Source organism: Bacillus sp. P4_D3, from assembly GCF_056401855.1.
In genome coordinates this window covers 44,681-59,700 of record NZ_JBFUIN010000001.1, presented here as the reverse complement: position 1 = coordinate 59,700, position 15,020 = coordinate 44,681, and the positions used below count along the sequence as shown (strand labels likewise).

Sequence of the window (15,020 nt, the reverse complement as noted above, 5' to 3'; positions counted from 1 at the left end):
ATACTACTTTTTTTCGGAGGTGGACGAAATAGTTGTGACATGTTTGTGAAATATTGAGCAAACTACTATACCCGTAGTGTTAACTTCATGTAAAAGTCTTTATAACTAAACCTTTCTTTAATTGTATTTTTTTGGTACCCTTATATACGAGTCCTATTTTGTAATATAAGAACGATACCCATTGTAGAGCTGTAATACTCTTATCTCCTAATCTGTTATAGTTTTTATAACAGAGCAAAAAAGTGTACATACGTTGTACACTTTTTTTGTTACCACTATAAAACATCTCTTTTTCTATTTCCATCATAAAATCCACCACGACTGTTTGTTAATGCAATTAATTGCTCTAATCCTTCTATATGATCACCAATAATTCGAAGGACAGCTGGAGGATGACCTATTTTTGCGAAATGTTCACTGGGACGAACACGGTTCATCTTATCAACATCGATACGACTTACACAAGCGATTTCAAAACCTGAAAGTACAGCTTTCACTTGTGCTACACAAGGTGACAATAATGATTTATACCCTATTTCCTTCAAACAAGTACGACTAAACGCATTAGGAACCGCAATAAGAGAGCCTACTCCTAAATCTTTTCTATCATAAGCTAAATTTAATGCATATTTAAATGCTGTTACAAGATGAAGTGGTACTCTCAAATCTAAATAATGATTTAAATCATTTAATGCGACATCCGTTCCATCTGCAATAGCTTTTGCAAAGGGATATAGCTCACTAGCTGGGATAACAAAATCACCGTCTATAAATAAAACAATTTCTCCTTTTGCAAAATAAGTTCCAAGTGAACGCCCCACATCGTTTCCAAGTGCTTCTTTATACACAATTGTTGTTGCTCCCTTGTCTTTTGCAATTGTTGCCGTTTTATCGGACGAACCATTTACAACAACAATGATTTCCAATGGTTCAATTTTGCGAAGCTCTTCTATAATCTTTCCAATCGTCATCTCTTCATTTTGCACAGGAATAATAACCGATAATTGCTGTCCTTTATACAAATTAGATGTAATGCCCCATCCTTGATAAAAGTCTTCAAAATTTAGAGTATGGTAGACACTATCTCTTTTCCTATTTCCATCGCAATATCCCCCGCGCGTATCACTGCCTAATATCCTCTCTGCTACAGCTTCTATATGATCGCCTATCATTCGTTTTTCGGAATGAGCAAGATTCGTGCCGTATGCAGCATGCTCGAGTGGGCGAAATTTATTCGGAGTAATAACATCAATCGCACAATGACGGCTAATTCTCCATTTACTTTGTGCTAGGCGTAGATGAGCCACAATAGGATTAACAAAACATTCGTATCCAATATTTTGCACAACTTCCTTCGTCAGCGCATGAGGTACAGATAGTAAAGAATCAATTTTTAATTCTTCACGCTCTAACATTGCATTTAATATTTGGCGCCATACTGTAATAGAATGTGGTTTTTGTTTCTTTAAAAATAATGCGTCTAAATTATTTAAAACTACATCAGCCTGATCATATAAAATTGGATTAAGAAATACTTGCAATTGTGAAGTTCGAATAGCAAAATCACCATCTACAAACAGTAATACATCACCTATCGCATGTTTTGCACCAACTGCGCGTCCAACATCGTTACCAAGTGACTCTTTATGCTGGATTACTGTACATCCTAAGCTCTCAGCAATCGCTTCTGTACCATCATTACAACCATTTGCTACTACAATAATCTCTACTGGGTTTAGTGCTTTTACCGATTGAACCACGTCTGAAATCGTATCCACTTCATTACATACGGGAATAATAACTGATAACGACTTAGCCATTGTTTTCTTCACGAAACCACTTAATAGTTTCTTTCAATCCTTGTTCCCACGTTACTTTCGCTTGAAACTGAACAAGTTCTCTTAATTTCGTTACATCTGGTTTTCGATTTGGAATTTCTTCAAATCCATGTGGATATACTTCCTCAAATGGAACGTGCACAATTTTGGAAACAGACTTCGTTAATTTTTTTATATCTTCCGCTACTTCCCTTATATTTTTTTCATTCTCAGAACCTATATTAATAATTTCACCATTTACCTTCTCATCCATTGCAAGAATTGTTGCCTCGACCGCATCACTTACATACGTAAAGCAACGTGTCTGCTTCCCATCTCCATATACGAGAATATGGTCACCTTGCAAAGCCGCACGAATAAATCGTGGAATTACTCCTGCGTATGGACCATCTTTCGCTCTTGGACCATAAATATTAAAATAACGAACAATCGTTACAGGTAAGCCTTCTAATGCGTACCCTAAACATAATGTTTCCTCTAACGTTTTACAAATTGCATAACTCCAACGTATTTTGGAAGTTGCACCGTATAAACGATYTCCTTCTTCAGAGAATGGCGGCTCTCCCTTTCCATATACTTCAGAAGTAGATGCAAATACTACTTTCTTCTTCCCTTTTAACGCTGCTTGTAAAATATTTCTCGTTCCATCGAAATTTGTTTCAATAAGCTCTACACTTTTTTCCATTGTAGTTTTGACTCCCAAAATTGCAGCTAAATGAAACACCACATCATGTTGATTTACTAATTCATAAATTGAATTTTTATCTAAAACGCTTATTGGAATAACCCGGAGCTCTTTCATTAACTCATTATGATATTTATTTTTTCCTTTATAGAAGTTATCAACAATAGTAACTTCATAACCTCTTTTCACCAACTCTTCAGCTAAATGCGAACCAATAAATCCTGCTCCACCTGTAATTAAACATTTTTTACTCATACACTCACCTTCTTTACGATTCCACGTGTATCTATTAATCGCTCAATCCCTTTAAAAAGATTCCAATCGATACTAGAGTGATCCGTTACAATTAAAATACAATCTGCTTGTTTAATTCTTTGTTCATCTAATGGAACAGATTGATATAGTGTAGCTCCAATTTCCGCTGTAGAAATATACGGATCATGATATTCTATCTTGTATCCTTCTTTTATTAATAATTGAACAATTGGCAACGCTGGTGATTCTCTCAAATCATTTACATCTTTCTTATACGCAATCCCTACAATTAAAACCGTTGCGGGTGATTGCACCGTACCTTTTACTTTCCCAATTATTTTCTCTGGCATTTCTTCATTAATTACATGTGCCGCCTCAATTAATTGACTAATTGCTCCACTCTTTTTTATTCTCCATTGGAAATATAAAGGGTCTACCGGAATACAATGTCCCCCTATTCCTGGTCCTGGCCAATACGGAGTAAATCCAAACGGTTTTGTAGATGCTGCTTCAAGTGCCTCATAAAAATTAATATTCAAACTTTCACAAAGTATATTTAACTCATTTACTAATGAAATATTAACTAAGCGCTGAATATTTTCAAATAGCTTACACATCTCTGCTACTTTCGGGGAGCTAACGGGAACAACTACATCAAATATAGTGCTATACAAATCCTGTACTTTTTGTTTACACTGCTCGGTTTGTCCACTAATAACTTTTGGAATTGTTTCGACTGAATACTGACTATTTGCTGGGTCAATTCGCTCTGGTGAATAGCCAATATAATAATCTTCTCCTACCTTTTTACCTGTTTGAGAAATAATCGGAATGATAACTTCCTCCAGTGTACCTGGATATGTGGAGCTTTCAAAAATGAAGGTTTGTCCTTTTTGAAGGTTTTGTTGTATATAATAAGAGGCTGAAATGAGGGCACTTAAATCTGGTTCTTTCTGCTCATTAATTGGGGTTGGCACGGTCACAATGACATAATCGCTATGCTTAAAATCTGCAACACCTTTATCTGGTGTATTCACTATTAATTTTCTTTCGTTTATTAAGCCTTGTAATACTTTAGAAGACACATCAGGAATATAACTTTCTCCTTTTATAATTGATTCTATTTTCCTAGTATCCTTATCTAATCCAAGTACAGCATGTCCTTTTTCTGCAAAAAGGACCGCTAAAGGAAGGCCAACATATCCTAATCCAATAATGGTTACTTTACTACTAGCATTCATCTATATTCTCTTCTTCCCTTCTCAATTGTAATATTATATCTCTATCCCTTTCTCCATCCGTAAAACTCCCGCGCTCATTCGTATGCTGTAATAAATAAGCAATCGCCTCAAGCTGATCTCCGAAAATACGATCAAATGCAGGAATTCGTCCGTTTACAAACCCGTGTTGTTCTGGACGTATACGGTTCGGTTTTATAACATCAACAAAATCTATTGCGCTTATAGAAAAATCAGCTAAAATAGCTTTCATTTGAGCTAACGGTGGAATAACGAGGGCCTCGTATCCAATCTTCTCTATTACTTTTTTATGCATAGCATGTGGTACTGCCGTTAATGAGTTGTTCCATAAGTCTGGTCGTTTTGCTACCAAATTCACGAAATATTTCCCCATACTAATTGGATCTGTAGGATGAAACATATCCAATAAACATTGCAAGTCATTTAACGCAACATCATTTCCATCTTCTACAGCACGTAAAAATGGAACTAGGTCTTTCGCACCAATCACAAAATCACCATCTAAAAATAAATAAATATCAGCCGTAGCATGCATGGCTCCTATTGCTCTTGCCACATTGTGCCCAAGTGCTTTTGAAAATTCAAGGACAATAACATTCTCTAGTTTTGCTTGTTTAATTGTCTCCGCATCCGCTCCATTCGCAACAACTATAATTTCATCTATACCTGCTTTTTTCACTTCTTGTATAACAGATCTTATAGTCATTTTTTCTTCTGATACTGGTATAATCGCACTGTATTTCGCTTTTTCCTTTTGTAATAAAACTGGTTTATACTTCCCTATAAACTCTCTATCCCTGTTTCCCTCCGAAAAACCGCCGCGTTTACCATATGTTTCGATTACGTATTGCAAAGCACGCAAATGATCACCCATAATACGACTAGTCGCTTTCGGATAAGGAGAACCAGGTGATGTACCCGTGTGCACAGGACGAACCTTATTCGTGTGAATTACATCGACCGAAGCCATATCGGCAATATCTACTCCTCTAGACATCGCCATCGCTTGAAATAGTGCTGGATCTGCTAAATTCCACCACCCAAGATTCTCAATAACATCCCGATTCATCGCATGTGGAATTGCGATTAAAGAACCAACAACAAGCTCTTTTTTATTCAAATAACGATTCAACATGAATTTCCCAACTGTCGTATAGTGTGGTCTCATCTTTAAATAAACAGACCATGTTAAATTATTCACAACAATTTGATGCCCTTGCTGAACTCCTTTCACGAAACGTTGTAGCTCTTTACTCTCAATAACGATGTCACCATCTAAAAACAATACAATTTCACCTTTTGCTTCTCTAGCTCCAATTGCCCTTCCTACATCATTGCCAAGAGAATGTTTATAATAAATTACATGGCAACTATGCTGTAATGCGACTTCCTTCGTTCCATCTGTCGATCCATTATCTACTACAATAATTTCATACGGCTTCAGCTTCTCCACTTCTACTAAAACTTGTGATAAAGTACTTGCTTCATTATGCGCTGGAATAACAACTGATATTCTCATACTTGTATCACTCTTACCCTTCCAAGCGAACATAAGCAATAATAGGAATACGCACGAGTACATCTTCAGGTGGTCCATAAGAAGGTGATGTACGAACACTTACTGCCCCATCCGTCACAGATAAAAGAATACCTGCAACAATTTCAACAGCTGTCACAACTTGCACTAATTCACCGACATGGTTACGCAATTCATCAGTAAATAACATATATAAGTCTCCTTTCTTACACTTCTTTCATTGATATAATACTTGTAAATGGTAATAAAACTTCAGTTCCTATTCCTTCTTGCAGCGTTAAGAAATCGTCACCAACTGCTACAATAACACCTGTTAACTGTCCAACTGTCACAGTAATTTCTACGTTTTTACCTAAATATTGCTTTGCAATTTCTTTAAAAGGTGATGTATTGCATTCTTTTAAAATGTTACAAATAATAGATTGAAATTGACTTGATTCTATAAACTCTTCCGTAGCTTGCTTAGAATTTCTTTGAATAAATCTCGCGAAGTTTTGCGAAAATAAAAGTCGTTCCACAGCAGGCAGTAACTTGTCATCTAAAAAATAGCCTAATTGTCTATTAAACAGTCGGGATAATTTATGCCAATATTTTCTGAACAGACACATATGCTTCTCCTCCTATTATTTTTAAAGTATAAAAATTTACATCCATACATCTTAATTTATACAAAGCAGGCTTTTTTTGTGATAGGTAAGGCATACATTTTCTAAAAGAAATAATTGTTTCAGAGCATAAAAAAGATAGATGGTTTCCCATCTATCTCTTTTCTAATCTTTAATTTTTAATTGTCACAATGGCAGCTACGCCGTAATATACCGCTCTTGATAATTCTGCTTGTTCGGATATAGAAGCTGTAACAAGGGATCCACCACTTGCCGAAAAATATTTTGCAGCTTCTAACGGAATACCATCTTCTTTCACATCAATATGTGTTCCATCTTGCCAGTCTATTTTCTGCATTGTTGCTGAAAAGTCCCCAGTCACTTTACCAATTTCCTTACCATTCATCTCTAAAAATATCCATTCCCATTTTGTTAAACTTAGTACTTGTTTCAACTCTCCAATTTTCTTTCCATTTATACTATAAAATATATAGAAGTTACGCACGCCCATCTTCTTTTGAACACGCAGCAATCTTTCTCCCGATTGATTATATAAATAAAATTGTTGCTTATGTAGTCCCTTAAAAAGAAAAGAAAGTGCACCTTTCCATATACTTTGAATAAAGGAATTATACTCTTCTTTTAAAAACCCTACTGCCTTGCCATCTAATCCAAAGTACGTTATTACTTGAAATACCCCTACCTCTCTACGAACAACGAACTTTTGTTGTTCAAATAATCTAGAGCTCCCTATATTACAATTGTCCTGTTTAAGCATTTTTGCTCTTCGTTTTTCTATAAAACTATATATTAGTAATCCAAACGCTGGTAGCAAAATACCTATTAATTTCAGGATTTCTTTATCTGAAGTGAATATTGTTCCTTTTTTATATTCCATAACTAATCCAATTACAACGATAATCCATACAATGATAGCTATAAACAAAGTTCGTTTCGCATTGCGTGCATGATGCTTATGTATACTCATAAACCTCCCCCTTTTCCATTTATTTCATTATCGCACCGCACATATATTTCCTCAATGCAAAAAAGACTATCCAAAAGGACAGTCTTTTACACTTCTATATTTCGTAACATCGTATAAATGTCGTTATTCACTTTACCAAATGATTTGATGTTGTTTTGAATGTTAGATAATAACACAACATATACACTACCATTTTTACTAAATCCATTTAAGCAATTCCAACCTGGCATTACACCGTGATTTGAATAACTGCCTGGATCTACATACCAGCCAAATCCGTAATCCTTTTTCACGGCTGTAAACATTTGATCATAACTCTCTTTTGAAATTAATTTTCCTGAGAATAGCGCTTCATTAAATAAATATAAATCATGTGCGCTTGTATATATATCACCACAACCATATAGTTGTGACATGCTCGGAATGTTAGGTGTTGTCATGTTGTTATTCACTATTTTATAACCTGTTGATGGGAACCTTGTTTGCTCTAACGCTTTACCAAAACCAGAATGCTTCATACCAGCAGTAGCAAAAATATGTTGTTTAATATATTCTTCTAATGGTTGTCCACTTACCTTCTCAGCAATGTAAGCAAGTATAGAGTAGTTCGAATCGGAATACTTCCATTTCTCTCCTGGACCGCCAATACGCTTTTGATTCCCTATCCGCTTTATCAGTTCTTCATGAGAGATATCTTCTGTTCCCTGCCCATATTCAGGAATTCCTGATGTATGTGTTAATAAATGTTTTAGCTGAATGCTATTACCTTGAGGAAAATCTGGGATATACTTCGCTACTGTATCTTCTACTTGTAATTTATTCTGATCTTTCAATTGCATAATAGCAGTCGCTACAAATGCCTTTGAAATAGAGCCAATATAAAAGGTCGTTTCTGAATTATTCGGTACTTGCTTCTCTTTATTCGCCATACCGTACCCTTTATTCAAAAGAACTTTCCCGTTCTTCACAATAACAGCTGTTCCACTAAATCCTGCGTTTTGTAAATATTGATCCAATTGAGCGTTTTCATTAATTTCTTGAGGCGGTCCTTCAGCAGGCTGCTCTATAGCTTGCGCTTGTTTCACTTGTTCTTCCTGCTCTTTTTGTTTTTGTGCTTCTTGCTTCTTTTTTTCTTCTTCTTTCTTTTTCAACTCTTCTTGCTTCTTCATTTCTGCTGCTGCTTTTAAAGTTTCCTCTTTTTTATTATGCGCAACAATTTTTGTATACATGAAATATACAAGTGACAGTAGTAGGGCTAGAATGATTGTTCTTTTTATGTATACAATCGACCGATTTGCTTTCCCATTAACAGTATTTTTTTCCTGATCCATGATTACCTTTTTCCCCTTATTTACCGATAATTTAATTCATCTACACAAGACTTATTTCAAATCATTTTCGCAGATTATGGACACTCCATTTTATGTCATCACTACTGTATCACGCACCGAACATATTACCAACCTATATGTTCAAAAAAGAAAAAGAAAATTTATAAAAGTAAGATTCCCTTTAAAAAATTAACAAAAAAAGAGGATATCCTGTAAAAGACTGTTGTTATCAATCTTTTTGGATATCCTCTTATCTAACTATTTACACGTGTTTTTTCATATCATCGGCAACAGATTCAACGTTTGTGCCTACGATAACTTGTACACTTGTATTACTTAATTTCATAACACCTTTTGCACCTGCGCGTTTTAATGCCGGCTCATTTACTAAACCTGCATCTTTCACTTGTAAGCGTAGACGCGTTGCACAGTTATCAATAACTGTTAAATTGTCTTTTCCACCTAAAGCAGCTACATAAGTTTCACCAATTGAACCTGCAACTGGTGCGTCTCCATCTTCAACTAACTCATCATCATCTTCACGACCAGGAGTTTTTAAGTCGAACTTCTTAATTAAGAAGTAGAATACTACAAAGTAAATTGCTGCGTAAATTAAACCGATTCCAGCTAGTAACACTGGTTTTGTTGCAATACCAAAGTTTAAGAAGTAATCAATTGCACCGGCACTAAATGTGAAACCATCGTGAATGCCAAGTGATGTTGTTACGAATAAAGAAATACCTGTTAACACGGCATGAATACCATATAATAATGGTGATAAGAACATGAATGAGAATTCAATAGGTTCTGTAATACCAGTTAAGAATGAAGTTAATGCTAGACCACCTAACATCCCTGTAACCATTTTACGTTTTTCTGGTTTAGCAGCTGCAATCATTGCGAAACAAGCTGCTGGTAAACCGAACATCATAACTGGGAAGAAACCAGTCATAAACATACCTGCTGTTTTATCCCCTGCAAGGAAGCGAGCGATATCACCATTTACAACATTACCTGCTGCATTTGTAAAGTCACCAAATACGAACCAGAAGTATGTGTTCATTACATGGTGTAAACCAATTGGGATTAATAGACGGTTTAATAAACCAAATAGACCTGAACCAACTGCACCTAAATTAACAATTCCATGAGCCAGTGCATCAATACCATTTTGAATTGCCGGCCAAATTTGTGCGAATAGAATTCCTAATATTAGCATCACAACCGATGTAACAATCGGAACGAAACGTTTTCCAGCAAAGAAACCTAACCATTCTGGAAGTTTAATTTTATGGAATTTATTATAAAGGAACCCTGCTATAACACCGACAATAATACCACCTAAAACTTTCATATCCACTTTAGTCGATAATTCGGCTGCCTTAGATACTTGTGTCATTGTATCTGCAAGCTTAGATGGATCTACATTCGCGCTATTGCCTATTAAATCTTGGACTTTACCTAATTTATCTTGTAATTCTGCAGTAGAATATCCCTTACTAAGTGCATCAATACTGTTTTTCATAACAAGATAACCAATTGCACCTGCAAGACCTGCTGCACCACTACCATCAACTGAAAGACCTATTGCAATACCAATTGCAAAAATAAGTGCTAAATTATCAAAAACCGCTGCGCCGGCCTGTGCCATAACAGGAATATTAAATACATCTGGTTGCCCTAAACGAAGCAATAATCCTGCTGCTGGTAGTACTGCGATTGGAAGCATTAACGCTTTACCAATACGTTGTAAAAACTGCAACATTTTAATTCCCCCTATCAAATTTATGAAATCGTTATCATTATAAGTACGCTTTAGAAAACGCTTTCTATTACATAACCATAATAACATATAGTTGTATAGATGTGTAGTTTTTATTTCCGAACTTTTTATGGATAAGTTTTCTATTTCCAAACTGTTATATAAAAGGAAAATTCTCCTTGTTAGCTCCACAATATACAGACAAAAAAACTTATTATCGCACAAATAACTTTCGTTTTATCATTCCACTTTTTCATGTTATTATTTATTTCCGAGCATATCGGGAAAAGTAAACTTAGTTAATTCGAAATAGGAGCGTTGGTACTATGCAGTGCATTGAAACAAACAACTTACAGCAGTTGTTAGAACAAGTAAAACCATATACGAAAAAAGGAAAACTTGCTACTTATATCCCCGAACTAGGAAATGCAGATCCAGCTGATTTAGGGATTGCCATTTTCCATAAAGAAACAGAATATATCCATGCTGGCAACTCACAAACACTATTTACTCTTCAAAGTATTTCCAAAGTAATTACACTTGCACTTGCCCTTTTAGATCGTGGTGAAGAATATGTATTTTCTAAAGTTGGAATGGAGCCAACTGGTGACCCTTTTAATTCTATTATTAAGTTAGAAACGACAAGTCCTTCCAAACCTCTTAATCCAATGATTAATGCAGGAGCACTAGCTATTACAAGCATGTTAGCGGGAAAAGATAACGAAGAAAAAATGGAGCATATTCTTCATTTTGTACGTGAAATAACAGATAATCCTACTATTAATTATTCTTCTACAGTTGCTAATTCAGAATTAGAGACTGCTTACTTAAACCGTTCACTTTGTTACTATATGAAACAAAACAGCATTATCGATTGTGATATTGAAGAACTTATGGATTTATACACTCGTCAATGTGCAGTTGAAGTAAACTGTATCGATTTAGCACGTATTGGCTTAATTTTTGCAATGGATGGATATGATCCATATAAAAAGAAACAGATCATCCCTAAACATATTACGAAAATCTGTAAAACATTTATGGTTACTTGCGGGATGTATAATGAATCTGGTGAATTTGCAATTCGTGTTGGAATCCCTGCAAAAAGTGGTGTAGCGGGCGGCATTTTCGGCTGCGTAAAAGGCGAAATGGGAATCGGTATTTTCGGACCAGCTTTAGATGCAAACGGAAATAGTATCGCTGGTTTTAAAATTCTCGAATTACTTTCTGCCCAAGAAGGTTGGAGTATGTTTTAATTTAGAAGTTATCCTGCTATATTGGCAGGATTTTTTATTTCACGAAAAAGTCCGTTCTACTAGGCATCAACACAATTCAAAAAAACAGTAATAAAAGTTCTCTTTATTATGCATATTTGTTCCCCCCTCCTGAATAATATAGTACAACCTAGCGCTGTATGTGGAGGTGTAAAAGATGAAACTCATATTTCAAATGGAGAAACAACCTGTTCTCGAAAAAACAATTCTCCTTTTCATATTGAGTATTGTAGAAAGTTTGAAACTAAAAGTTGTTTCACTCGATGAAGCTCACCGATACATATTCAATTTAGAAGTGCTTGAACTATTAATGGATCGGAACATCGATGATCAAGTACTAGAACTTATTCATTTCGGAATGGGACTTGAAGACATTTACCATGTACTTCCCGAAGAACTTGAACATAGTATTGAAGAACTGAAATGGCTTTGTATTCAAGTTTTAAGTGAGTACAGTATGCATGATGATGAATGTGCACAACTAATTGAAGATATACGCTAAAAAGCACCTATACAGGTGCTTTTATTTTTTTAAACCTTTTGCGCAAAAATTGGATAATACTTGAAAATTTTCGTTACCTTGAAAAGATTTCACGTCGATATATGCAATTTCTTAGTGTATTTCCAAGGAAATACTCGAATACTGTTTTCTCTATCCTTCTTACAACAATTGATCAATTCCAATAAGAATTAATAACACACCTGCAATTATAGTTGCCCATTTCCCTAAGTATTCAGCTAAAAATCTTTTACCCACATACGTAAAACCGCTAATACAAATAAAACTAAAAATCCCAGAAATACATGCCGTAAGCCAAAGATTTAAATTTGTTACTCCAGCATCAAATCCACCTGCAATATTATTTATGGATAATGCAACTCCTAAAACAATTGCTTCCGAAAAACTAATTGTTTTAGAACCATCAAAATCTGCTTTTTCTGGATCACGTAAAACCCCCATAAGTACACTACTATCTTTAGATCCTACGGTATCTTTTTGACTCAAGAAAGGCTGACATAAAATAAACACCCCAATTATTCCTAAAACAATTGCTCCAATAATGTTTGCTGTGAACTCTGAAATAAATAATGCGATCCAATTCCCAAAAAATCCAGCTAGTAAAGTAAATGAAAATCCAAAAAATGCGATGATAAAATTGTTAAACCACGAAATTCGAATTTTGCGAATGCCATATGCAATCCCAACACCTGCATTATCTAAATTRGACGCAATCCCGATTAAAAAAATTGAAAATAAACCCGCTGTACTCATCGTACAGTCACCCCTTTCTCACTTTTCAATGCATATTATGAAAATGTTGAGCAACTGTGCTTGTCTGTTTCATATACTTGTAATAAATGCTCAACATTTTTTCAACGATAAACAATAGAAAAGGAGTGCCTACATTATGCCCAATGAAAATCCAAATGAGCGGCTCGGTAAATTAATAAAGAAACTGTTAAAGGAGCGCGCTCTATCTATGCGCCAACTAGGAACACTGACAAATATTGATCCTGCAACAATTTCAAGAATAATTAATGGCAAACAACAACCGAAGCAAAACCATTTACAAAAATTCGCAAAATGTCTACAAGTTCCACCGCAATTATTACTTGATGAAATGTATCCTGACTCTCCACACATAAATAAAGAAAAAGCAGATATGTACACATCTCTCGATACAATTCAGCAAACATTACAATCCTCTAACCTATTCGACTTCGAGTACACAACAACTCGTGTGAAACAAGAACTTGAAAATTACGAGCGCTATGCTCAAACTACTGAAGGCGAAAAACGTATTCACGAGAGTTTCAAAAGTAAACTAGAACAAATTGATAGTGCTGGCCCTTTCATTGAACAATTAACAAGTATGTATCAACAATTTTGTACAGAAACCATTTCAAACGAAGAACGTGCAATTATTGGGGGTGCCTTACTATATTTCATTTTATCAACAGACATTATCCCCGATTATCTTTTTCCAATTGGCTATTTAGATGATGCCATTGCCGTTGAATTAGCTAAAGAGAAATTAATTGAAGTCAAACGAAGAACATAAACAGCATAACAAGCTATTTCAGATATTGAATTTATCCACCTCTGAAATAGTTACAAAAAAATCGTACAAGCATACTCACTCGCACGATTCAAAAATCAAACTATTTTCTCGTATGACACCATTCATATATAAAAGCAGTAATTACTTTTGTAAATTCAATTAACTGCTCCACTTCAACTTTCTCATTTACAGAGTGTGCTTCTTCTAGTGTGCCTGGTCCATAAATAATCGCTGGAATGTGGAACTCACTAAACCAACCGCCATCAGTTACCGTTGCTGACATATCTAAAATTGCATTTTTAGATAAAATAGATTCATGTACTGAACTTAGAGTTTTTACAGCAACATGTTCGCTATCTACTTCTAAAGAAGGAAAAATTTCGCCACGATCCACAATCATTGATTCTCCGCCCCACTTAAATTGTGGTGGGTTCTCGCTTAACCATGGATCTGCTGCTGCCACTTTTCCTAAATACTCTTCTATTTCTTCTATTATTTGTTCATGCGTTTCATTTGGATAAAAATGTACGGTTATCCACAATCGGCACTCATCCGCAATAAATGCCGCATGACGTCCTCCTTCAATAACAGCTGGATTAATTGTAGTTGTTCCAGATGGATAGCCTTCATATGTTTTCATGACTGCCCAATGACGCTCTAATTCTTGTAAGCTTTGCACAATTTTCATCATTTTCTCAATCGCACTCGCTCCAAATAGACGTCCTCCAGCATGGATCATTTGTCTACGTGTTGCATCATGAAACGTTTGCGGGCTTTTCACAGTAATCCATCCAGTAATTACGCCGCCCTGTCCTTGCATATGTAAATCACTCGTATCCACTACTACTGCAAAATCAGCATCATAACCACGCTTACAACATTGAAGTGTCCCTGCTTCTCCTACTTCTTCGCCAATTACCGATTGAAAAATTAAATCCCCAGGTAATTCAATCCCCGCTTCTTCTAAAAGCTGAATAGCAAATAAGGCTCCAGCTAGTCCACCTTTCATATCTGCCGCGCCTCTCCCAACTAACCAACCATCTGTTATAAACGGCTCAAACGGATTTGTTTCCCACGGCTCGTCCTTTGATACTTCTGCAACATCTATATGCCCATTAATAATGAGACTTTTATGTGACTCACTTGCTGTCCCTTTTTTCACTCCAACAACATTCGGATCATTCGGATATACATCCCATTTATCAATACTAAAATTTCGTTTTTTTAGAAACTCTGCCACAAATTCTTGCGCCTCATTTGTATTTCTTGCTGGTGGTGCTGGTGTTTCAAAGCGAATTAAAGCTTTTGTAAGTTCTAGTAGCTCGTCTTTTCGTAAATCAATTTGTTTTAATAGCTGTGAAACTTCTTGATTCATTGCTAATTCCCCTTTACATACGTAGTATGTTTCCAGCTTTATTTTCAC

The 15,020-nt window shown here is 35.5% G+C and carries 15 protein-coding genes; 3 read left to right on the top strand and 12 right to left on the bottom strand.

The window, feature by feature from the left end; all coding sequences use genetic code 11:
• Nucleotides 1-85 precede the first annotated feature (85 nt).
• The 10 genes from AC1DTM_RS00285 to nagE all read right to left on the bottom strand — a co-directional run bounded on the left by AC1DTM_RS00285 (nt 86) and on the right by nagE (nt 10,263).
• Nucleotides 86-307 carry a hypothetical protein gene (locus AC1DTM_RS00285; RefSeq protein ID WP_002159385.1) on the bottom strand — a complete coding sequence of 74 codons (222 nt, stop codon included), beginning with the start codon at nt 305-307 and terminating at the stop codon, nt 86-88.
• Entirely contained in the window at nt 276-1,820 is a 1,545-nt protein-coding gene (locus AC1DTM_RS00280; protein ID WP_016103467.1) for a glycosyltransferase family 2 protein, read from the bottom strand. The genes AC1DTM_RS00285 and AC1DTM_RS00280 overlap by 32 nt, the downstream gene beginning before the upstream one ends.
• A complete protein-coding gene (locus AC1DTM_RS00275) occupies nt 1,813-2,778 on the bottom strand; it encodes an NAD-dependent epimerase/dehydratase family protein (protein ID WP_476999952.1) in 966 nt (321 codons plus the stop codon). Before AC1DTM_RS00275 ends, AC1DTM_RS00280 begins: the two co-directional genes overlap by 8 nt.
• Complete coding sequence (locus AC1DTM_RS00270; protein ID WP_016103465.1) at nt 2,775-4,019, bottom strand: nucleotide sugar dehydrogenase; 1,245 nt, start codon at nt 4,017-4,019, stop codon at nt 2,775-2,777. Before AC1DTM_RS00270 ends, AC1DTM_RS00275 begins: the two co-directional genes overlap by 4 nt.
• The gene (locus tag AC1DTM_RS00265; protein WP_016103464.1) at nt 4,009-5,556 is read right to left on the bottom strand and encodes a glycosyltransferase family 2 protein; all 1,548 of its coding nucleotides are present in this window, start codon (nt 5,554-5,556) and stop codon (nt 4,009-4,011) included. Before AC1DTM_RS00265 ends, AC1DTM_RS00270 begins: the two co-directional genes overlap by 11 nt.
• Nucleotides 5,557-5,569: 13 nt before the next feature.
• Nucleotides 5,570-5,764: an LSm family protein gene (locus AC1DTM_RS00260; RefSeq protein WP_002029614.1), complete on the bottom strand. Its 195-nt coding sequence runs from the start codon at nt 5,762-5,764 to the stop codon at nt 5,570-5,572.
• Between the two features lie 16 nt (nt 5,765-5,780).
• Complete coding sequence (locus AC1DTM_RS00255; protein WP_016103463.1) at nt 5,781-6,182, bottom strand: LSm family protein; 402 nt, start codon at nt 6,180-6,182, stop codon at nt 5,781-5,783.
• A gap of 169 nt (nt 6,183-6,351) precedes the next feature.
• Entirely contained in the window at nt 6,352-7,167 is an 816-nt protein-coding gene (locus AC1DTM_RS00250; protein ID WP_016103462.1) for a hypothetical protein, read from the bottom strand.
• Between the two features lie 86 nt (nt 7,168-7,253).
• Nucleotides 7,254-8,498: a serine hydrolase domain-containing protein gene (locus tag AC1DTM_RS00245; RefSeq protein WP_016103461.1), complete on the bottom strand. Its 1,245-nt coding sequence runs from the start codon at nt 8,496-8,498 to the stop codon at nt 7,254-7,256.
• A 262-nt stretch (nt 8,499-8,760) separates the two neighbouring features.
• Complete coding sequence (gene nagE / locus AC1DTM_RS00240) at nt 8,761-10,263, bottom strand: N-acetylglucosamine-specific PTS transporter subunit IIBC (RefSeq protein WP_016103460.1); 1,503 nt, start codon at nt 10,261-10,263, stop codon at nt 8,761-8,763.
• A 323-nt stretch (nt 10,264-10,586) separates the two neighbouring features.
• Between nagE and glsA the strand changes: the two genes are divergently transcribed.
• On the top strand, nt 10,587-11,516 hold the full coding sequence (glsA, locus tag AC1DTM_RS00235) for a glutaminase A (protein WP_002113796.1): 930 nt from the start codon (nt 10,587-10,589) through the stop codon (nt 11,514-11,516).
• 175 nt (nt 11,517-11,691) lie between these two features.
• Nucleotides 11,692-12,036 (top strand): DUF3969 family protein, encoded by a 345-nt coding sequence (locus AC1DTM_RS00230; RefSeq protein ID WP_002091149.1) that lies wholly within the window; start codon nt 11,692-11,694, stop codon nt 12,034-12,036.
• 159 nt (nt 12,037-12,195) lie between these two features.
• On the opposite strand, the gene ytaF is transcribed toward AC1DTM_RS00230, so the two are convergent.
• Nucleotides 12,196-12,807 (bottom strand): sporulation membrane protein YtaF, encoded by a 612-nt coding sequence (gene ytaF, locus AC1DTM_RS00225; RefSeq protein WP_088098680.1) that lies wholly within the window; start codon nt 12,805-12,807, stop codon nt 12,196-12,198.
• A 136-nt stretch (nt 12,808-12,943) separates the two neighbouring features.
• Between ytaF and AC1DTM_RS00220 the strand changes: the two genes are divergently transcribed.
• The gene (locus AC1DTM_RS00220) at nt 12,944-13,597 is read left to right on the top strand and encodes a helix-turn-helix domain-containing protein (RefSeq protein WP_002201865.1); all 654 of its coding nucleotides are present in this window, start codon (nt 12,944-12,946) and stop codon (nt 13,595-13,597) included.
• A gap of 100 nt (nt 13,598-13,697) precedes the next feature.
• On the opposite strand, the gene AC1DTM_RS00215 is transcribed toward AC1DTM_RS00220, so the two are convergent.
• The gene (locus tag AC1DTM_RS00215; protein ID WP_078180143.1) at nt 13,698-15,020 is read right to left on the bottom strand and encodes an acetylornithine deacetylase; all 1,323 of its coding nucleotides are present in this window, start codon (nt 15,018-15,020) and stop codon (nt 13,698-13,700) included.

Coding starts and splice junctions, on each gene's coding strand:
- nagE (WP_016103460.1), bottom strand. CDS start 10,263: ATGTTGCAGTTTTTACAACGTATTGGTAAAGCGTTAATGCTTCCAATC.
- AC1DTM_RS00245 (WP_016103461.1), bottom strand. CDS start 8,498: ATGGATCAGGAAAAAAATACTGTTAATGGGAAAGCAAATCGGTCGATT.
- AC1DTM_RS00270 (WP_016103465.1), bottom strand. CDS start 4,019: ATGAATGCTAGTAGTAAAGTAACCATTATTGGATTAGGATATGTTGGC.
- AC1DTM_RS00260 (WP_002029614.1), bottom strand. CDS start 5,764: ATGTTATTTACTGATGAATTGCGTAACCATGTCGGTGAATTAGTGCAA.
- AC1DTM_RS00285 (WP_002159385.1), bottom strand. CDS start 307: ATGATGGAAATAGAAAAAGAGATGTTTTATAGTGGTAACAAAAAAAGT.
- AC1DTM_RS00220 (WP_002201865.1), top strand. CDS start 12,944: ATGCCCAATGAAAATCCAAATGAGCGGCTCGGTAAATTAATAAAGAAA.
- AC1DTM_RS00250 (WP_016103462.1), bottom strand. CDS start 7,167: ATGAGTATACATAAGCATCATGCACGCAATGCGAAACGAACTTTGTTT.
- AC1DTM_RS00280 (WP_016103467.1), bottom strand. CDS start 1,820: ATGGCTAAGTCGTTATCAGTTATTATTCCCGTATGTAATGAAGTGGAT.
- AC1DTM_RS00230 (WP_002091149.1), top strand. CDS start 11,692: ATGAAACTCATATTTCAAATGGAGAAACAACCTGTTCTCGAAAAAACA.
- AC1DTM_RS00265 (WP_016103464.1), bottom strand. CDS start 5,556: ATGAGAATATCAGTTGTTATTCCAGCGCATAATGAAGCAAGTACTTTA.
- glsA (WP_002113796.1), top strand. CDS start 10,587: ATGCAGTGCATTGAAACAAACAACTTACAGCAGTTGTTAGAACAAGTA.
- AC1DTM_RS00255 (WP_016103463.1), bottom strand. CDS start 6,182: ATGTGTCTGTTCAGAAAATATTGGCATAAATTATCCCGACTGTTTAAT.